The organism is Myxococcus llanfairpwllgwyngyllgogerychwyrndrobwllllantysiliogogogochensis (genome assembly GCF_006636215.1).
GTDB classification, from domain to species: Bacteria; Myxococcota; Myxococcia; order Myxococcales; family Myxococcaceae; genus Myxococcus; species Myxococcus llanfairpwllgwyngyllgogerychwyrndrobwllllantysiliogogogochensis.
This window is the reverse complement of sequence record NZ_VIFM01000108.1, coordinates 16,254-34,859: the sequence shown is the minus strand read 5'-3', so window position 1 is coordinate 34,859 and position 18,606 is coordinate 16,254. Positions and strand designations below refer to the sequence as shown.

The 18,606-nt window shown below is 69.3% G+C and carries 14 protein-coding genes; 5 read left to right on the top strand and 9 right to left on the bottom strand.

The genetic code is table 11. The features are described 5' to 3' along the window. A partial coding sequence (locus FJV41_RS25110) for a hypothetical protein (RefSeq protein ID WP_141645080.1) occupies nucleotides 1-609 on the bottom strand: 609 nt, incomplete at its 3' end. Nucleotides 610-731: 122 nt separating this feature from the next. After that, nucleotides 732-2,615 carry a Hint domain-containing protein gene (locus FJV41_RS25105; protein WP_141645079.1) on the bottom strand — a complete coding sequence of 628 codons (1,884 nt, stop codon included), beginning with the start codon at nucleotides 2,613-2,615 and terminating at the stop codon, nucleotides 732-734. A 260-nt stretch (nucleotides 2,616-2,875) separates the two neighbouring features. Between FJV41_RS25105 and FJV41_RS25100 the strand changes: the two genes are divergently transcribed. Beyond that, the gene (locus FJV41_RS25100; RefSeq protein ID WP_141645078.1) at nucleotides 2,876-3,793 is read left to right on the top strand and encodes an RluA family pseudouridine synthase; all 918 of its coding nucleotides are present in this window, start codon (nucleotides 2,876-2,878) and stop codon (nucleotides 3,791-3,793) included. A 55-nt stretch (nucleotides 3,794-3,848) separates the two neighbouring features. On the opposite strand, the gene FJV41_RS25095 is transcribed toward FJV41_RS25100, so the two are convergent. Then, complete coding sequence (locus FJV41_RS25095) at nucleotides 3,849-4,328, bottom strand: hypothetical protein (protein ID WP_141645077.1); 480 nt, start codon at nucleotides 4,326-4,328, stop codon at nucleotides 3,849-3,851. A 185-nt stretch (nucleotides 4,329-4,513) separates the two neighbouring features. Here FJV41_RS25095 and FJV41_RS25090 point away from each other — a divergent pair, with 185 nt between their 5' ends. Then, nucleotides 4,514-5,182, top strand: coding sequence for a cyclase family protein (locus tag FJV41_RS25090; protein ID WP_141645076.1), 669 nt, complete (start codon nucleotides 4,514-4,516; stop codon nucleotides 5,180-5,182). Nucleotides 5,183-5,201: 19 nt separating this feature from the next. Here the strand turns inward: FJV41_RS25090 and FJV41_RS25085 are convergent, their stop codons facing one another. The 6 genes from FJV41_RS25085 to FJV41_RS25060 all read right to left on the bottom strand — a co-directional run bounded on the left by FJV41_RS25085 (nucleotide 5,202) and on the right by FJV41_RS25060 (nucleotide 12,892). Beyond that, a complete protein-coding gene (locus FJV41_RS25085) occupies nucleotides 5,202-7,223 on the bottom strand; it encodes a hypothetical protein (RefSeq protein ID WP_141645075.1) in 2,022 nt (673 codons plus the stop codon). Next, nucleotides 7,210-8,331: a DUF3142 domain-containing protein gene (locus FJV41_RS25080; RefSeq protein ID WP_141645074.1), complete on the bottom strand. Its 1,122-nt coding sequence runs from the start codon at nucleotides 8,329-8,331 to the stop codon at nucleotides 7,210-7,212. Before FJV41_RS25080 ends, FJV41_RS25085 begins: the two co-directional genes overlap by 14 nt. Before the next feature lie 175 nt (nucleotides 8,332-8,506). Next, nucleotides 8,507-9,502 (bottom strand): RNA polymerase sigma factor, encoded by a 996-nt coding sequence (locus FJV41_RS25075; RefSeq protein WP_246137397.1) that lies wholly within the window; start codon nucleotides 9,500-9,502, stop codon nucleotides 8,507-8,509. Then, nucleotides 9,499-10,050 (bottom strand): dihydrofolate reductase family protein, encoded by a 552-nt coding sequence (locus FJV41_RS25070; RefSeq protein ID WP_246137396.1) that lies wholly within the window; start codon nucleotides 10,048-10,050, stop codon nucleotides 9,499-9,501. The genes FJV41_RS25075 and FJV41_RS25070 overlap by 4 nt, the downstream gene beginning before the upstream one ends. Before the next feature lie 124 nt (nucleotides 10,051-10,174). Continuing rightward, nucleotides 10,175-10,819 (bottom strand): hypothetical protein, encoded by a 645-nt coding sequence (locus FJV41_RS25065; RefSeq protein ID WP_141645073.1) that lies wholly within the window; start codon nucleotides 10,817-10,819, stop codon nucleotides 10,175-10,177. A 63-nt stretch (nucleotides 10,820-10,882) separates the two neighbouring features. Beyond that, complete coding sequence (locus tag FJV41_RS25060; protein ID WP_141645072.1) at nucleotides 10,883-12,892, bottom strand: YgiQ family radical SAM protein; 2,010 nt, start codon at nucleotides 12,890-12,892, stop codon at nucleotides 10,883-10,885. A gap of 379 nt (nucleotides 12,893-13,271) precedes the next feature. Here FJV41_RS25060 and FJV41_RS25055 point away from each other — a divergent pair, with 379 nt between their 5' ends. The 3 genes from FJV41_RS25055 to FJV41_RS25045 all read left to right on the top strand — a co-directional run bounded on the left by FJV41_RS25055 (nucleotide 13,272) and on the right by FJV41_RS25045 (nucleotide 18,573). Then, nucleotides 13,272-13,868 (top strand): hypothetical protein, encoded by a 597-nt coding sequence (locus FJV41_RS25055; protein WP_141645071.1) that lies wholly within the window; start codon nucleotides 13,272-13,274, stop codon nucleotides 13,866-13,868. A gap of 64 nt (nucleotides 13,869-13,932) precedes the next feature. Continuing rightward, nucleotides 13,933-14,874 carry a type VI immunity family protein gene (locus FJV41_RS25050; protein ID WP_174475634.1) on the top strand — a complete coding sequence of 314 codons (942 nt, stop codon included), beginning with the start codon at nucleotides 13,933-13,935 and terminating at the stop codon, nucleotides 14,872-14,874. A 102-nt stretch (nucleotides 14,875-14,976) separates the two neighbouring features. Next, nucleotides 14,977-18,573 carry an AAA family ATPase gene (locus FJV41_RS25045; protein WP_141645069.1) on the top strand — a complete coding sequence of 1,199 codons (3,597 nt, stop codon included), beginning with the start codon at nucleotides 14,977-14,979 and terminating at the stop codon, nucleotides 18,571-18,573. The last annotated feature ends 33 nt before the right edge of the window (nucleotides 18,574-18,606 follow it).

Genomic DNA, 18,606 nt, shown 5'->3' with positions numbered 1-18,606 from the left:
GGGCTCGAAGATGTGTCTAAGGGTCAGGGCGGGTGTCGCGTAGACCTCGGGACGCCAGATGCCGTCGCGAGCCAGGCGCACGCGCTCACGCAGCTCCGGCAACAGCTCCGGGTCCATGGGCGCGAGGCGCTGGGCGGGGGCCGCCACGAGCGGCTCGAAGACCTGCACCTCCTCCAACCACCACGCCACGGTGCCTCGACAGGACGCACCCGGGGGCCACCACCAGGCGTCACGTCCAAAGGCGCGGGAGTCGTTGCCCACGGTGGACACCTCCGCGAGCCGCGCCATGGCGACATACGCGCCAGCGGGCAGCACGTCGCGGGTGGGGGATTCCAGGCCGTGTGCCCCGCGCAGCCACTCCACGGCCTCCTCGTCGTACTCACGGGTGGCGTAGAGGGCGAGCCAGCAGCCGAGCACGGCCTCGGGAGGGTGGAGCGGGTGGCGTCGCTCGGGGACACCGGGACGCGCGGGCTCCACGTCGTGGACGAAGACGCTCCACATGCCGTGGTGCGTGAGCGCCCACGTCCACGGCCGGCTCAAGGGCAGGTGGAACACTCCCATCCCCTTGCGCGTGTAGCGATAGGCGCCGGCGAGTGGGATGGAACTCATGGGGCCGCACCCTACACGACCGACCCGACATGATGCGCGGGCAGGGTGGCTCTCCGGACGGCCCGCCGCCGAGACGAAGACACCCGCCAGCCATGACGGCCAGCGGGTGCCGGTGCTTCACCTCACTTCGTGGCCGAGGCGCGACGCGGCGCTTCCAGCTCGCGCTGCATGGTGTCGTCGCCCACGAGCAGCCCGTCGGCGAACATGGTCCGCTCGTTGGGGCTCAGCGACTCCAGCTCCTCCGCCGTGCCCAGCTTGAGGTTGTAGACCTTGCCGTCGTACGGCACGCGCTCGGTGGAGGTGATGGTCGCCGTGCCCGTCTGCGTGCGCACGGTGTCCTTCACCTGGACCTTCTCCGCCGCGACCACCAGGCCCGAGGACAGCAGCACCGGGTGCTTCTCCGTCAGCCGCACGTCGTGGCCCTGGTCATCGCGCAGCCGGACCAGCGGCTTGGGCTCACGCCCGAAGATGAAGTCCTGCACCGTGAGCACCCGGCCGGCCGCGTTCGCACGCACCTTGTCACCCACGCGCAGCGTCTCGATGGGCGCCAGCTTCCCGTCCGCCATCGTGATTCGCGTGCCCTCCGCCAGGCAGCTGTTGAGGACGTTGAGGTTGAAGGGGTTTGCGGGCAGCGCCGTGCTCGTGAAGGTCACGATGCGCGGAATCGCCGGGCCGCCACACGTCGACAACCCGTAGAGCGTCATGGACAGCACCACCGGCTCATTCACGATGCGCTCCATGGTGCAGCCCGCGCCGCCGGACGCCGTGGTGTTCTGCGAGACGTTGACCAGCTGCTGAATCGTGCTGGTCCTCGCGCCCACCGGGAAGGCGTCCGAGAGGTCCGCCAGCGTCGTACACGTGCCGCCCGACTCCGTCTTGATGAGGCGAAGCCGCGTCGTCGTCGCGCCGTTCTTCATCGCCTGGATGGTGCAGTCCGCCGTCGCCGAGGCCCCCGCGTCGAAGGTGCCCTGCAGGGGAATGTAGATGTTGGTGAAGTCGAAGGCGGAGCCCGGCTTGAAGGGGAAGTAGGCGGTGGGGTCGCCCGTCCAGGGGGCCCCCGTCTTGCGCAGCGCGAGCCCCGTGGACTGGGCCGGGAAGGGCGCCAGGGTGCCGCCGGCGTTGGCCACCATCGCGTAGTCGCAGTCCGCCCCGCCGCGAAGCTGGCAGGTGGTGAGGTTGATGTCCGGCCGAGGCCCCGGGCCCGCGAAGTGCGGATGGACCAGCGTGAAGGTCTGGGGCGTGGCCACCAGCGACGTCTCCAGGCTGGCGAACGAGACGTGCTCCTCACCCGTCTTGTCGTTGTGCGCCACCATCATCGACTCGATGATGACCTTGCGGTTGGCCTCCATCGACGGAGTCACGGACACGGTGGTGTCGTCGAACGTCCTGCCGTCGTTGTGCTCCTCGTTCGCGCTCGTCGACAGCACCGTCCGCTTCTTGCCCGCCAGGTCACTTTCGTACGCGGTGACGTCCGTGAAGACGTGGGTCGAACCACCCGCGCAGGTGGCGTAGGGGCGAATCTGGAGCGTGGGCCGAGGGGCCTGGGCCTGGGCGTTGTCGGCCTGCTGGGCGCCCTTGCCTCCGGCGGTGCGCGAGTCCTCGATGTGGAGGAAGTGGTCGCAGTTCCATTCGGTGGGCTTCGGCTGAGGACCTCCGCGCACGGCCTTCGCCCGGGCGACGTCCAGCGTCTTCAGGGCGCGCGAGAAGTCCTTGGGAGGCGTCTGCTGTGCCACGAGCCCCTTGGCTCCCGCGGCACCTTGCGCGGCGACAGCCTCCTGGAGCCGGTGCTTCGCGTACTCGTAGTGGTCGTCGTTCGCCAGGTCCAGTTCGACGAAGTCCTCGTGCGGCGTGCGCTTCTCGAAGTGCGCGACGACGGCCTCACGTTGCTCTTCGACAGTCTTGGGCTTGGGTTGAGGTTTGATAACCCAGGGACACCCGGGTAGCAAAGACAGGCATGTAGCGAGAATGGCGAGACGGGTCGCACGACGACCGTGAGTAAAATTCATGACTCCCCCTCTGAGCAGGCCCTCGGTGAGCCCGGATAAGTACTGTCATACGCTCCGTGTTGAAAAGTCAACGTCTGACATATGGCATTGTGTATCGGTCAGGGACGACCCATCCCGTCGCATCGTGATGTTCGCTTCCAATGTGAAGGATTGTCTCGTCGAGCGTAGAGGGCCGGGCGCCCCGTGTTTTCAGGGGTGCTTCAGGGACAGGCTCACGCGCACATTGACTCCGTGCGCCGCATGAGGGACGGGGTGAAGCCATGGCGCTGCAGAAGGTCCCTGTCCCCCACGAGGTCGCCGGAGAGCGGCTGGATCGATTCATCTCCAAGCACGTCCCCGGCTTCTCGCTGGAGCGCGCCCGGGCCCTCATCGAAGCGGGTGGGGTGCGCATCCGGGGCAAGAAGTGTCAGCCCACGCGGAAGCTGTGGGGCGGAGAGGAACTCGAAATCGAGCGGCCGGAACCGCGCGCCTCGCCGCGTTCCTCCGTGGAAGGGCCCACGCTGACGGTGCTCCACGACGACGCGGCGCTGGTCATCGTGGACAAGCCGCCGGGCCTCGTCGTGGAGCCGGAGGGGCGAGCGGCCTCCGTCATCGACCTGCTCGCCGCGCAGCGCCCTCCCTTCGACGTGGAGGGCCAGGCGCTGCCGGGCGTGGTGCACCGCCTGGACCGTGAGACGAGCGGCTGTCTGGCCTTCGCCCGCACGGACCCGGCGGCGGCGGCGCTCCTGCGAGCCTTCCAGGAGAAGCAGGTGGACAAGCGCTACTGGACGCTCGTGCTGGGCCACCCTCCGGAGCACGGACGCCTGGAGGGGCCCTATGCGCGCAATCCCCAGGACCCGCGCCGCTTCACCACGAAGGTGCCCTCCGCGCGGCGGGCGGCGCTGTCGTTCGAGGTGCGCGAGCGGCTGGACGGAGCGGCGCTGCTGGAGGTGGACCTGGACACGGGGCGCACGCACCAGATTCGCGTGCAGCTCTCCGAGGCGGGCTTCCCGGTGCTCGGCGATACGCTCTACGGGACGGAGGCCGCGCGCGAGCATCCCGCGGCGAAGGCGCTGGGGCGTCAGGCGCTCCATGCGTTCAGCCTGGAGCTGCCGAGTCTCTTGACGGGGCAGCCCGTGCGAGTCCAGGCGGAGCTGCCCGAGGACTTCCAGCGCGCGCTGGCCCTGCTGCGCCGCTGAGCGCGGGCGCGGGGCCGGACTCCACTCGAAGGCGTGGAGTCCGGCGGACGGCGAACTACTTCGGGTCCACCACGAGGACCATCCAGCGGTCCGTGGAGTGGTCGATGCGCACGTTGGCGGCACCGGCCTCCTGGAGCTGCTGCACGATGCTCTCCAGGAAGGTCAGGTGCTCCTTGGGAGCGTCCACGAAGACGTTCTTCGAGCCGGTGCCCTTGGCCTTGGGCTTCTTCGCGGGGGCGGCGCCGTTGAGCGCCTCCGGCGTCGCGGCGGCCTTGAGCTGGGCGGCGGCGTCCTCCACCACGGTCTCCGGCGCGCTCTCGACCTCGACCTCAGGCTCCTCCGCGACCGGAGTGGAAGCGACCTCCTCCTCGGCCTCCGCGCGCAGCTGGTTGAAGGTCTTCAGGTTGATGGTCGCCCCGAACTTCGTCTTGAAGGACTCCAGCGCATCCTTGCTGCTGATGTCCGGTTGCTGGCGGAAGAGGGTGAGCAGGAACGCGTGGCGCTCCTGGGTCTGCTCCTGGGAAGTCCTCGGCATAATCAAAACTCCTTCAACCCTTGGAAATGAAAGGCGGCGCAACCTAGCCGACGCTGTCCCGGGAGGAAAGGTGGTCGGGTGGACGCGGGGGCGGTGACTCTCCTGGTCCCTCGGCGGGCGAGACGGCCCGTGTGCCTGCCTGCCCTGGGCGCCAGCAGGGCGCTTCGTGTCCACCCTGGAGCCTCATGGAGACCGCTGCCGAGACGAACGTGCCCTCCCGTGAGTCCGCCACATGGGTGGACATCTCCGTGCCCTTGCGGGACGGGATGGTGCACTGGCCGGACAACCCGGAGGTCCGCATCACCCGGGTGCAGGCCCTGGAGCGTGGAGACGACGCCACCGTCTCCCACCTGTCCCTGGGGGCGCACACCGGCACGCACGTCGATGCGCCCGCGCACTTCGTCCAGGGCGCGGAGGGCGTGGACGCGCTGGCCTTCGACAGCCTCCTTGGCGTGGCCCGGGTGCTGGAGATTCGAGACCCCCGCGCCATCCGCGTGGATGAGCTGAAGGCGCATGCTGTCCAGCCCGGAGAGCGGGTCCTCTTCAAGACGGCCAACTCCTCGCGGGGCTGGGCCGCGCAGCGATTCCTGCCGGACTTCGTGTACCTGTCCCTGGAAGGCGCGCGCTACCTGGCGGAGCGGAGTGTTCGCACAGTGGGCATCGACTACCTCTCCATCGGCAGTCCGGAAGAGGGCGTGCCCACCCACCAGGCACTGTTGGGCGCGGGGGTTTGCATCATCGAGGGGTTGGACCTGTCCTCGGTGAGCGCGGGCACGTACGACCTCGTCTGCCTGCCTCTGCGAATCGCGGGAGGCGACGGCGCCCCGGCGCGCGCCATCCTCCGGCGGCGCTGAGGCTCGGGCCCCACGGCATTCAGGGGCTCGTCGCGCGGCGCTTGCGGCGCAGGTAGAAGGCGGCGCCGAGCATCGCCGGGAAGAGCAGCGCGCCTCCGAACATCATCAGTCGTTGGCGCTTTCCCAGCGCCTGTTGGGCCTGCTGGGCGCGGACCTTCTCGAAGTCCGGCTCGGGACAGGAGTGCCCGAAGGACCACCAGGGCTCGTCGATGGCGGCGCCCACTTTCAGGTACGTCTGCCACAGCCGCTGGACGCGCTCTGGCTCGCTGCTGGAGACGTAGCGCGCCGCGTGGCAGAGCATCATCGCGTACGCCTGGCTGCGCGGAGGAAGGAGGGCCGCTCCCCGCTGGGCGAGGTCCGCCGCCGTGGAGCGATAGTGGAAGCGCCACGGATACGGGGGCGCATGCGATTGCACGCGCTGCTGCTCCGGCACTCCGAGGAGCGGTGTTCCGGACAGGGCCTCCCGGGACTGCTCCGCCCCGGCTGAGAGCTCTTCTTGTTCCTCGTAGGTGCCCAGGTCGTAGTTTCCATCCACCCAGCCCCAGTCCGGGGCGACCTCCGTGCCCAACATCTCCAGGCCCAGGCCGCGAGCGAGCTTCGCCGCCGTGAACAGCGCCTCCGCCTGAGTCACGGCGTCGTGGGCCAGGGTGCTCTGCTTCAGCGCGTCGGCGTACTGGCGCGCGGGCCCTTCCCACTGCGTGCCCCGGAAGTGCTCCAGCGCTTCATCGGCGCGCCCGATGCGCAGCAGGCGCCGCGCGAGCAGCAGGCGCAGCCGCTGAGACAGGTCCGCCCCTTCGCCGACGTCATCGTCGTGCCAGAGCTGCCCCACCTCGGGCTTGCAGCGCTCCTCGCCGGAGGGCGGGTGGGCCGCGACGAAGCGCTGGAGTTCGTCCACGGACAGCACCCGCTCCGCCACGTAGGCCAGGTCCGGCCAGGAGCAGCTCGCCAGCATCCGCTCGGCGGCCTGGAAGAAGTCGCCTCGCGCGAGCGCGAGCACCCCGCGCTCTCCCTCCACGCGGCAGAGGGGACGGCGCGGCACCATTCCCTCGCCCACCCAGTCCTCCGACGCCGGGAGCCCGCGCGCGGCCTCCGACAGATAGACCTCCGCGGACGACGGGTCTCCCCGGCGCAGCGCCAGCTTGCCCTTCACCCACGCCGCCAGCGGGGTCTGCCCGTGCTGGGCGAAACGCTCGGCCAGGTCGAACCGACCCGCGCGCCAGGCTCCCGCCGCCAACCGGTCCGCTCCCGCCAGCCCCTGCACCGACGCGAGCGCTTCCAGCACGGCGGCGAGGCCACCGCCCGATGTGTCCTCGGACCCGTACCACTCCTGGCCACGCGTCCACACGAAGGTGGTCATGAGCCGCTGCGCCAGCGGGTCCTTCAGCGCGGCGTGGAGCCGGGCCTCATCGCGGGCGAGCGCGCGTGCGACCATGAGCAGCGAGGTCACCGCGCCTCCGCTCCCATGAGCGGCCTGCTCCGCGTACAGCCGGATGGCGCCAGCATCGTCTCCCGCCCGGAGCAGGCCGCGCGCCTGCTCGCCCAGGCTGGCGACCGCGAGGCCCAGCGGGTCGTCGAAGCCCTCGCGCGCGAGCTGCCGCGTGCGCTCGAAGCCGTGCTGCGCGTCCTGCTCGAAGCCCGCGCCCGCGTTGCGGCCCAGCATGAAGGCGGCGAAGGTGGAGTAGTGGCGGCGCTCCCCGGCCGGCAGCGCGAGCACGTCGTTGAAGCGGGCGCGCGCCGTCTGCGCATCTCCGCTTGTGAAGGCCCTGGCGCCCGCCTCGTACAGCTCCGTCTCCCGTGCCCCGCCGCCTGTGCGTGCATCGACGGGCTCGTCTCCACCCTCCATCACCCGGAACGACTCCAGGGGCTTGGGAGCCAGTCGTGTGGCCTCGAGCGAGAAGGCGCCGTCTGGCAGCTCGCCGAGAGTGCCCGCGCGGTCCACGAGGAGTCGATGGGGAAAGTCGGGTCCGCAGGCATCGGCCGAGCGCACCGGCGCGAGCAGCATGAGGACGAGCAGGGAGGCCAGCAGACTACGGAGCCACAAGTGACACCTCGGTTCCCCGCACGAAGCCGATGACGCGTCGTTCGCCAGCGCGCAGGCGGGGAGGCGTGCGCGCCACGAGTGAGGTCCCTCGCGGGGCATAGCCGCCCACGCCGTCGAGGACCTCCAGGTTTCCAGAAAGGGTGAGGCGCGCGGGCGCCTCGGTGTCCACGCGGCCTGTGTTCTCGAGGACGATGTCGAGCGTGCCGCCTCCCGCGTCCACCAGCCGGGGCTCCAGTCGGGGCGTGAGCTTCTCGCCGCGCACCACCGCCGATAGCGTGCTCAGGCTCCAGGACTCCGCGTCGCCCGCGTGTCCGAGCCGGAACCAGACGATGCCCTTCATGCCCTTCACCGGGTGCTCCCGCAGGTGGGTGAGCAGGCGCGACACCTCGTGGGGTTCGGACGTCAGGAGTCGTCCGTCGCGAAGCCGCGCGCGGTACGTGGGCAGGGCAATCCGGAAGGGATGGGGCGAGGCCTTGGCCCACGCCTCGATGAAGCCGCGGGCCTCCTCGGGGGTGAAGAGGGAGGGGGCGCGCACGGCATGCACCTGGACGACGATGTCGTCGGGGATGGACGTCAGGCGCTCCAGGGCGGGCGAGTTCGCCCAGGTGGGCAGCGCGGTGATGGAGAGCGAGAGGTCTCCGAGCCCGCTCCGCTCACGCGCGAGCCAGTCCGCGTAGGCGGGCAGGGAAGCGGTCGCGCAGTCGTGGTCCACCTCCACGCCTCGGACTCGCACGCCGCGCGCCTTCCAGTCGCGGGCGAGTGTCGCCACTTCCTGGAGGGACACGCCGTCGAGCGGCGCCGTCCCGTCCACGCGGAGGACGGCCACCACCTCGCGCCCCGTCTTCGCCAGGGCCGGCACGTCCACCGCCACTGTCACTGCGACCCGCGTGGCCCCGGAGCGCTCCCGCGCGAGGACTCGCAGGGCGCCCAGCTCCGAGGGCAGTTGCGTGAGCGCGTGCCCGAGCTCCGGGCTCCAGTCCCGCTGCCACACATAGACCTCGTGTCCCAGCGGGGGCGCGGGGGCGCGGGCACAGCAGAACAGGAGGCACAGCCCCACGCTCGCGAAGCTCGCGAGGACTCTTGGCCAGGACAGGGGTGGGGTGCTCATGCGGAAGCGCGGGAGGGGCTCGCGGGGCTCGTCGACAGGCGCGTGAGCCCACGCCTCACCATGGTGCCACAACGGCATGACGTGGGCTGCACCCCCGCGTTCCGCCTGAATGCCAGGCGGGTCCGTTCACGTGCCGCGGTGGCCCTTCCCCCTCTGGACGGACCTTCCTCGGCTGCTACCGGCCATCCACCCAGTAGCGATAGCCGTTGACCCGGTAGGGCACGCCCAGCTCCGTGCACAGCTCGGCGATGACATCCGGGGTGAAGAAGTAGTTGCGCACCCGGACGATGCGCTCGCCGTCCGTCTCCACGGCCATCACGGTGCGAACCAGGGCGCCCTCTTCGTGCTCGTACCAGAAGACCAGAATGGGCGAGCCGCGATACGCGCGGACTTCGCAGCGAGGGCTGGTCGACAGGTACCCTTCGAGCAGATGCGGCGGGACGCCTCCCCGCTCGTCGAAGGTGATGGGCGCGAGCGTTCCGGCGAAAGACCCGGTGTCCGGATTCTTCGGTGCGTCCTGGCCGTACTCAGTGACGACGCCGACGATTTCCACGCTGGCGCTGTCGAGCAGGAGGTCGGTCAGTCGCTCCAGGTTCCGGGCATTGAACGCCGCACAGAACGCGTCCAGCACCGCGGGCGCGGGTGCTCGAGTCATCGGCTCCTCGGGCACCGCCAACAGGCCCCGCCCCCGATGGAGCGCGGACTTCACCGCGCCCACCGTCGTCGAGAGTGCGTCCGCGATTTCCTGGAGCGAGAAGTCGAACACATCCTTGAGGACCACCGCGGCCCGCTCCTGGGGAGACAGCCGCACCAGCAAGGAGCCAGCGGCCTCGCGTGGTGCCCGAGGGTCCGGCTCCGTCGCCGAATCGGCGGGCGCCTCGAAGGTGAGCTCGAGGCGCATGCGCCGCATGCGGTCCACCCAGAGGTTCGAGGCCACCCGGAAGATCCACGCGCGTGGATTTGGAAGCGCCATGAACACCGTCCCGAGCGTCACGAACGCTCTCGCGAGGGTGTCCTGAACCAGGTCCTCCGCGTCCCACGGGCTGCGTGTGAGGTGGCGGCAGTAGCGAAAGAGCTCGGGACGCATCGGCTCGAAGACGTCGAGGAATCGATGCCAGGACGACTTCACCTCGTCGCTCAGCGCGTTGATTTCGGGGGGCGACTTGCTCACGGTGTCATCGGTTCATAGCAGAGGACCACCAGGCCCTGACCGAGCTGGGTCGTTCGGACCAGCTTCAGCTTCTGTCGGGCTTCGATGTCCTTGAAGAGCGGTGTGCCTCGTCCGAGGAGCACCGGGTGGATGATGAGCCGATACTCATCGACGAGTCGAAGCCGGGTGAGGGTCGAGACGAGCCCCGCGCCGGCCCACGCCACAATCGGCTTGCCGGGTTGACGCTTCAGCTCGGTGATTTCCTCGGCGATACGCTCCTTGATGATGCGGGTGTTGTTCCATGCGGCATGCTCGAGCGTCCGCGACAGAACGACCTTCGGCAGTGCGTTCATCTTGCGGGCGAATACGAGGTCCTGGGGAGAACGGGGGTTGAGCTCCGCGTTGGGCCAGTAGGCCAGCATCTCCTCGTACGAGCGCCGTCCGTACAGCGCCAGGCCGACCGAGTCGATCATCTCTTCGCAGTACTGCTCGAACTGAGGATTGCCGTCCTCGAACCAATCGAGCCGCCCGTCGGGGTCCGCGATGAACCCGTCGAGCGAGACGATCATGGAGACAAAAAGGCGACGATTGCTGGGTTCCTGGATTGTCATCCCCGTCAGACGAACCGGCGCCCCAGAAGGATACTTCCCCTCGTCACAAAGGGTCGTTTCCAGCACAGTGGGGTGACGGGCTTCAGCGCGCGTGGGCGCGTGCGGGTCGTGGCGGCTGGCTGTGGTCGCAGTGCAGGAGCGACGGCGGGTCGAAGCAGGTGAACTTCTGGTCGACCAGCCTGCACACGCCCCGAGGCGTGCTGGCGCAGCGCACCTCCGTGCGGGTGGCCTTGCAATCGAAGCCGCAGGCCACGGCCTCCGACGCATTGACGCAGCGGGGCCTGGGTGTCTCGGCGGCGTACTCGTGGATGACGCTCTCCGGCGGGTCCCAGCAGACGAGCTTCCCGAAGTGGGTGCTGCAGACACCGTAGGGCGTGTCGTTGCAGGCCACCTCGCCGTTGAACAGGCGGCAGTTGAAGCCGCAGGCCACCTTGCCCCGGACGGACTTGCACTCGGGGCTCACGGAAGTGAGCGGTGGGTGCTGGATGGCCACCCGTGGCGGGTCCCAACAGTAGACGCCTCCATTGGTGACCTCGCACGTCCCGTAGGGTGTCTGGGCGCAGTCGATGTCGGAGACGCTCGTCTTGCATTGAAAACCGCACACCGTGCGCCCCTGGGAGCTGATGCATTCAGGGGTGGGCTGAGGTGGTGGCGGTGGCGGTGGCAGCTCGACGCGGGGCGTGGGCGGCGCGGAGGCCAGCAGCAGCAGGGCGAGGAAGGGGAGCATGTGGCCCCCCGACGCAACGCCGCGCGGTTTATTCAAAGCCCCGCGCAATCCCTGTCACTTTCCTCAGCGCGGTCGCGAGCCCTGGCGTCCCGGGCCTCGGGAACCGCTGGGACGGGGCTGCGCGGAGGGGGCCTGCGTGTCGCGCGGTGCGTCGTCCGCGTCGCGTCCCTCGGTGCGCTGACGTCGAGCGGCCTCGGCGGGCGTCTCCGGAGGGACGAGCGCCTGCGGGCCCCGGCCGATGAGGTCCGAGCGGCCTGCCTGCCTCAGCGCCTCGCGCGCCAGCGGCCAGTGCTCCGGGTTCCAGTAGAGCAAAAGCGCCTTCTGCAGCCGCTTCTCGCGCAGACCCTGGGCCGTGTAGACGGGCTCCATCTTCAGCGGGTCGATGCCGGTGAAGTACATGGCGGTGGCCATGGCCATGGGGGTGGGGATGAAATCCTGCACCTGACGAGGCCGCTTCCCGTTCTTCTTCAGCCACAGCGCCAGGTCCACCATGTCTTCCAGTGTGGAGCCGGGGTGGCCGCTGATGAAGTAGGGGATGTCGTACTGCTCCTTGCCGGCCTCTTCGCTGGCGCAGGCGAACATGGCCTGGAAGCGCTCGAAGCTTTCGATGCCGGGCTTCTTCATCTTCTCCAGCACGCGCGGCGAGACATGCTCGGGCGCGACGGAGAGCTGTCCGCCCACGTGGTGTGCCGCCAGCTCCTTCACGTACTCCGGCGAGCGCTCGGCCAGGTCGTAGCGGACGCCGCTGGCGATGAAGACATGCTTGACGCCTTCCTCCTCGCGCACGTCCTTCATCAGGCTGATGAGCGGGCCGTGGTCCGTCTGGAGGTTCTCGCACACGCCCGGATGCACGCAGGAAAGCTTGCGGCAGCGCTTCTCGATGTCCTCGCTCTTGCACTTGAGCTTGTACATGTTGGCGGTGGGGCCGCCGAGGTCGGTGATGGTGCCTCGGAAGTCGCCCATGCGTCGCAGCGCGCGGACCTCGCGCAGCACGCTCTCCGCGGAGCGGCTCTGGATGACGCGGCCTTCGTGTTCGGTAATCGAGCAGAAGGTGCAGCCGCCGAAGCAGCCGCGCATGAGGACGATGGAGTGCTTCACCGTCTCGTACGCGGGGATGCCCTCGTTCTTGTAGAGGGGGTGGGGGACGCGGTTGAAGGGCAGGTCGTACAGCTCGTCCATCGCCACGGTCTTCTCACCGGTGGCGGGGTTGCCCACGCCGTCCTCCAGCGGGAGCGCGGGCGCGTTCATGAAGATGGCGCGGTTGCCGTGGCGCTGCGCGAGGGGGCGCGCGTTGCCCGGGTTGGTCTCCATCTGGAAGTCGCGGCTCATCACCGCGAAGGCCTGCTTGTCGGTGACGACGGACTCGTAGGGCGGCAGGACGACCGTCTTGCGGTCCGCGGCGCGTTTGGCCGGGTCGGCCTCGTGGACGCGCATCTGCTCGTCGCTGATGAGGTACGCGGTGCCGCGCACGTCGCGGATGTCCTCGATGCGCTCGCCGTTCCTCATGCGGTCGGCGACTTCCATGATGGGGCGCTCGCCCATGCCGAAGACGAGCAGGTCGGCCTTGGCATCGAAGAGGATGGAGCGGCGGACCTTCTCGCTCCAGTAGTCGAAGTGGGCGATGCGGCGGAGGCTGGCCTCGATGCCGCCGAGGACGATGGGGACGTCGGGGTAGGCCTCGCGGCAGCGCTGGGCGTAGACGATGGTGGCGCGGTCCGGGCGGCAGTTGGTGCGGCCGCCGGGGCTGTACTGGTCCTCGGAGCGGTTCTTCTTCTGCGCCGTGAGCCGGTTGAGCATGGAGTCGAGGTTGCCGGCGGCGACCCCGAAGAACATGCGCGGAGGCCCCAGGGCCTTGAAGGGCTCGGCCGAGTGCCAGTCAGGCTGGGGGATGATGCCCACCTTGAAGCCTCGGCCCTCCAGGAAGCGGGCGATGAGCACCGGGCCGAAGGCCGGGTGGTCCACGTACGCGTCTCCCGTCACGATGATGATGTCGCACTGCTCCCAGCCACGCGCCTGCATGTCGGCACGGGTGATGGGCAGGAAGGGATGGGCGTAGCGAGTCGGAAGGGCCATGGCGATGGGGCGGCTGCTTCGGGGGCATCTCTCCTAAACACCCCCCGCGCCACGAAGCAAACAGGGCGGGAGCGGGGGTGTACACCCAAGAGGGCCTCGTGCCCACCTCGCCTTCCTGGCCCGTGGGCGACTGGCCGGCCTGAGGGGCCCTGGAGGCAGTATCCTGTAATTCATGATTATGCTGTCAAAGCAGATGGGCTTCCTGGCGGTGGTGAGGTGGTGGGTCCTGGGGTTTCTGCTGCCGGTGTCATGTGCGACGACGGCGCCGGGTGGGTCGAGTCCGGGGACTCCCGCTCGTTACGAGCAGACCGTGGATTCAGCCACGAACGCTTGTGGGAAGAACCCCGCCTGCTACACGCAACGTGGGAGTGAGGCCATCATGCCCACGCTCCCGCGTGTGGTGGGGGTGGCTCGGGCTGTCGGTGCAGCGTTTCGAGTGCTGGAGTCCGCCGAGCTGGCGCGCGTGGAGCACCTCCTGGTCCAGTGTGCGAAGGAGGCGAATCAAGAGGTCAATGAACGCGAGTACGGGCTTGGGAAGAGGCCCGATGATGCGGAGTGCGAACGCGTGGTCGGATACGATGAAAAGGGCAATAAGGTCAGGCGCCGCATGGAGTTGGGAAGACTGAAGCACGAGGTGGCTTTTGCGTGCGTGAGGCGAGAGCTGGTGCGGCTCTTCCCCGACAACATCTCCGTGGAGCCGCGATACGGGCCCGACCCGAGGACGGGACGGTATGCCCTCACCCAGGTTTGGGCGAAGTCGCTCAAGCCAGACATCGTCGTCCACTTCTCTAAAGACCCCAACCGGGTCCAGTGCGTCTACGACTTCAAGTTTCCGTGCACGACTGCCAGCAAGAGCAATCCGCTCGACAACACCGACGTCCTGAAGCAATTGAGACAGTACGAAAAACTAGGTCGGCCTTGTTCTCCGTCGATCGTCACACCTCAACTTGGGGTCAGCCATGTCAGCCCAGAGTGAGCGCTTCCCTCGCATCCGCCGTTTCGCCAACCGTCCTGATGGCGAGCGACTGGTGGTTCGGGATGTGCTGCGCATCGTGTATTACATGCCACATGACCATCAGGAACTCGCTGCTGGTATCGAACATGCTCTCGGAGTCTATCGGCGAGCCGTGGGGGATGGCCCCGAAGGACTGACCCAGTCATGGGAGGATGGTGAAGCCATTCGCCTCAATTCCGAGGAATGGGAAATGGTTCGGGCCTCGCTACGTCCGAGCCCTACGAGGTGGTTTTTCGAAGACGTCCCCGAGACCGATCTGTTCTACCGGCAGATGTCCAAGACACAAACAGACCGCTCTGTGCTCCTGACTGGCGGAGACCAGTCTGACGACAACGGGTATCTGTTCTGGTATCAGGCGCGCCTTCCCTCTCGAGAGCCTTCCAGGACAGGCGCCAGTCTCCTGACTGCCACGCTTCCCTCCGAGTACGTCGAGGCCCATGGCCCCGGGCACGTGCGAGAACTGGCCATGGAGATGGCCTCTGGATTGCCACTCTCATCCGGCCATGCGGGGCTTGCGCTGGCTCTCCATACGGCCCGCTGGCATGCCCTTCCCCGACTGAAGGAGGAACTCGCCCGCTACCCCGGAGTGGATGTGCCCGGAGTCCTGACTCACTGGCACTTGGGCGACCGGGTCGATGGCGTCCACTGGCTGAATTTCCTGGGCCCCTCGCTGCTCGAGTCCCTGGGGGGGCAAGCGAGCTTGCGAGCCCGACTCCATTCACCAGGAACCACCGTTCAAGATGTGGGCACTTCGGGGACCGCCGTGGTGACGCTCGGTGCGTGGCCCGAAGCCGGAGACCTCTCTCGCGGAGACAACCTCCCCGCCTACCGTGAGCTGGCGCGAGTCCTGGATCCCTGGATGGAGAAGTTCCTTCCGGGGCATGCAACGGTCTGGAGGGGGTATGACTCCGAACCGGCGTACTCCGAGGAGGAAGTCCGTCGCTGGTGGCGGCGCTTCCTCGACTGACACCAGGGATGTGGGGGCGTGGGCGCGTTGACGTGGATCCATGCCTCCCCTACCTTCGCGCGCCCGTACCCGGCTCGGCCCGAGGGGCCCGGGCCCGCCGCCATGACGCACCGGACGCACAACGAAGTCTCCGAAGGGCGCCCCGCGCCGCAAGAGGGAGACTCCGTCCGAGAGCTTCACGTCGAGTACGACGATGCTCCCGTCCCGCCACCGTCCTCGCGTTCCAGTGCGTCTACGCGACAGCTCCCACACGCGGACCCGACCGACGACGTATCCTCGACTCCCGCCTCCGTCCTGGACCCGACGGAGGACATCCCCCGGTCGCCCAATCCGTTGCTGGCCCTTTCCCGCTCGAAAGGCCGGAGCCCGAAGCCCGCCGCGCCTCTCGCCGAGTCCTCGACACCCGATGAGCCGCCCGCCCGCGACGTGGCCGCGCCCACCGACGTCACCACGTCCGAGCGCGAGGCCATGCAGGCCGCCGTGGCGACCGGAAAACGCCGCGAGGCCTGGCGCCCTCCCGCCTACCTCCCCGATGACCTGAGCGACGCGCTCCTCTCCGAGCGCAGCCAGTACCGCGCGAAGCTGCTGCAAGACGTCCGTCAGGTCAGCCTCCAGGGGCCGAGCGTCATCTCCCTGGTCCCCGTGCCCGCCGCCGACCCGGACTGGTCCGGTGGCTCCCTGCTCGGCTTCCTGGGCGAGGAGTGCGTCTTCGGCGGCGACGTCGTCCACCTCGACTTCGAGTCCGGCCGAGTCTTCGCCGCTCCCGAGCACGGCGACGACGTGGACCGCCGCGCCCTCTCCGCCGAGCGCTGGTGCTACCGGCCCTATGACTTCGCGGAGGCGCTCTGCACGGCCGCCTCGGCCTACGAGGAGCGACAGCCCGCGCTCACCCAGGCCCTGCGTCGCGCCAGCGGCGAAGAGCCCGCCACGGAGGTTCGCCCCCAGCACGCGGAGTTGATGCCCGCCGACCGCCTGTGGGCCCAGCCCTGGGGCTGCATCTGGGGCCCTCCCGGCACCGGCAAGACGACGGCCATCGCGGACCTCATCGCCCGCGCCCTGCGCGCCTTCCCCGGGGAGCGCATCCTCGCCGTCGCTCCCACCAATCGCGCCGCGGACGAACTGGTCCTTCGCGTCAGCGCGCTCCTGGAGCGCGAGCCCATCCCCCTGCGCCCCCTGGCGCGCAGCATCTTCCGGGGTGGCACCGGCGCCAGTGACGCGCTGGCGAAGCTTCCCACCGTCACGCTCGAGGACACCAAGGGCGGCAAGCTGCGCGCGAGCATCGAGGAGCGCGAGCGCGAGCTGTACCTCCAACGTGTCCGAGGCGGCCCCGCGCACGAACTCGCCAAGCTCCAGGCGGAGCTGCGCGGCCTGCGCGGGAAGATGAAGGACCCCACGCTCAAGGAAGCGGAGAAGGGCGACTGCCCGCTCATGGTCCTCACCGTGCACCGCGCCCTGCGTCTGGTGTCGGAGCTGGAAGGCAAGAGCACCTTCGCGCGACTCGTGGTCGACGAGGCCGGCATGGTGACTCGCGCCGCCACCGCGCTGATGGCGCCCCTGGCCGAGCGCGTGACGCTCGCCGGAGACCCCAAGCAGATTGGCCCCGTGTCTCGCGCCGCCGAGGGCGCCGGACGCGGCACCCAGAAGTGGCTGCGCGCCAGCGGCCTGTCCCATCTGGAGGATGCCGTGAAGGACGCCGCGCGGGCGGACGTCCTGCTGCTGCGCACCCAGCACCGCATGCACCCGGACATCGCCCGCGTCGTGAGCCACTTCTGCTACGGCGGCGCGCTGGAGGACGGTGACATCGTCAAGGCCCGCGCGCAGAAGGCCCCGCCCGTGCCCGCGTTCGCCGCCACGCGCGCCGGTTGGGTGGTGCTCGACGGCCTCAGCCGAGATCCGAAGCGCCTCACCCACGGCCGGGGTGAGACAGGCTCTGGCTACCAGCGAGAGCTGTCCGCCGAGCTGGCCGTGTCGCTCGCCCGTGAGGCCGTGCGCGCGGGCCTCAGCGTCCTGTGTGTCACGCCCTATCGCGCCCAGGCCGCGCTCCTGCGCAGACTGGGCACGTCCGCCGGGTTTCGCGGTGACGCCTTCAGCGCGTCCACCATCCACCGCCAACAGGGCACCCAGTACGACGTCGTGCTGGTGGACACCGTGGCCGGAGGCCGTCCCTTTCCTCCCCACACGCTGGTGCCCATGCTCAACGTGGCCGCCAGCCGCGCGCGCGACTACCTGCTGGTGCTCGCCTCCCGCGACGAGGCCCGGGGCGCCACCATTCCCCAGCGCTTCTTGTCGCTGCTGCCGCGCCTGAAGGTCCACCCTGGCACGCCGCTCCGCCTGGAGCCGCTGCCCATGCCGCAGCAGCCCCAGCAACCTCCACCCCCACCTCCACCGAGCGCACCGGCCACGCTGGGCGGTGAAATCGAAGGCTCGCGCCCCACGCGGCCCCTCTTCACCCAGGAGCAGGTATCCCTCTTCGAGCGGCGCTTCGACGACGGCCACCACCTGGTGCGCGGCGTGGCCGGCAGCGGCAAGACCTTTGTCCTGGCCCATTGGGTGGCGCGCTACCTGCTGGAGCACGAGGACACGCGGGTGCTCGTGTCCTTCTTCAACCGCGCGCTCGCGCCGCTGGTGGACAAGCTGCTGATGGAGGCAATCATCCAGCGCGCCGGCCGGGTGCGCGCACGCGAGCTGCGAGCCCGGGTGATGGTGAAGCACGTGGGGGCGCTGCGCCGCGTGGAGCCCGCGTCCTTCGACGGCGTCTTCGTGGACGAGGCGCAGGACATGGATGCTCGCGCGCTGGCCATGCTCCACGCGCTGGTGCTCCCGCACACGCTGGCGGACGGACGAGAGGTGCGCTGTCTCCAGTTGTTCATGGATGACTCGCAGAACGTCTACGGCCAGGTGCCCATCGACTCCCTCAAGGAGCAGCTCCCGGAGGGGCTGTCGTTCCGGGGCCGCACCCGCGTCCTCAAGGAGACCTTCCGCGCCACCCGCGACATCCTCGACGTCGCCTTCAACGTGGTGCTGGACCCGCTGCGCCAGCACGCCACCAGCGACCCCGGCATGCGCGAGTACATGAAGGCGGGAGAGCTGGCCCGCGAGGGACTCCTGTGGCTGCCCGAGGAGACGCTGGAGGGCCTGTACCGCGTGCAGTCCACCGAGCGCGGCGGTGTGCTGCCCCAGGTGCGCGGCTTTGCCTCCGGCGCCAGCGAGGCCCGTCAGGTGGCGAAGGAAGTGGCCCGCCTCATTCGCGAGGAGGGCGTCCATCCCGGTGACATCCTCGTCGTCGCGCCCGTCATGCCGTCCCAGTACACGGAGGCGCTCAACCGCGCGGGAGTACCCGCGCATGCCTACGGCGGCAAGGGTGGCCGCGACGTGACGGACTTCCGGGTGAGTGGTGTGGACCACGTGCGCGCCACCACCGTGTTCTCCTGCAAGGGCCACGAGTGCCCCATCGTCTTCTTCGCGGGCCTGGATGCGCTGGACACCGTGGAGAACTGGATGGCGGGCGCCAGGGAGCGCAACGCCCGGGAGAACGAACGCATCCGCCGCGCCATGTTCTACGTGGGCGCCACGCGCGCGATGAAGCGCCAGTACCTCACCGGTGTCCGGGGCGCGCGTTTCCTGCGAGTGGCCACGTCCTACGTGGAGACGCTCGCAGGGCTGTCGCCCACCGTGGACGCGGGCGGCAAGGGCCCCTGAAACGACGAAGGCCCCGGCGCCGCTTCCTCGCGG

Coding starts and splice junctions, on each gene's coding strand:
- FJV41_RS25105 (WP_141645079.1), bottom strand. CDS start 2,615: ATGAATTTTACTCACGGTCGTCGTGCGACCCGTCTCGCCATTCTCGCT.
- FJV41_RS25100 (WP_141645078.1), top strand. CDS start 2,876: ATGGCGCTGCAGAAGGTCCCTGTCCCCCACGAGGTCGCCGGAGAGCGG.
- FJV41_RS25080 (WP_141645074.1), bottom strand. CDS start 8,331: ATGAGCACCCCACCCCTGTCCTGGCCAAGAGTCCTCGCGAGCTTCGCG.
- FJV41_RS25095 (WP_141645077.1), bottom strand. CDS start 4,328: ATGCCGAGGACTTCCCAGGAGCAGACCCAGGAGCGCCACGCGTTCCTG.
- FJV41_RS25060 (WP_141645072.1), bottom strand. CDS start 12,892: ATGGCCCTTCCGACTCGCTACGCCCATCCCTTCCTGCCCATCACCCGT.
- FJV41_RS25070 (WP_246137396.1), bottom strand. CDS start 10,050: ATGATCGTCTCGCTCGACGGGTTCATCGCGGACCCCGACGGGCGGCTC.
- FJV41_RS25090 (WP_141645076.1), top strand. CDS start 4,514: ATGGAGACCGCTGCCGAGACGAACGTGCCCTCCCGTGAGTCCGCCACA.
- FJV41_RS25045 (WP_141645069.1), top strand. CDS start 14,977: ATGACGCACCGGACGCACAACGAAGTCTCCGAAGGGCGCCCCGCGCCG.
- FJV41_RS25055 (WP_141645071.1), top strand. CDS start 13,272: ATGCCCACGCTCCCGCGTGTGGTGGGGGTGGCTCGGGCTGTCGGTGCA.
- FJV41_RS25065 (WP_141645073.1), bottom strand. CDS start 10,819: ATGCTCCCCTTCCTCGCCCTGCTGCTGCTGGCCTCCGCGCCGCCCACG.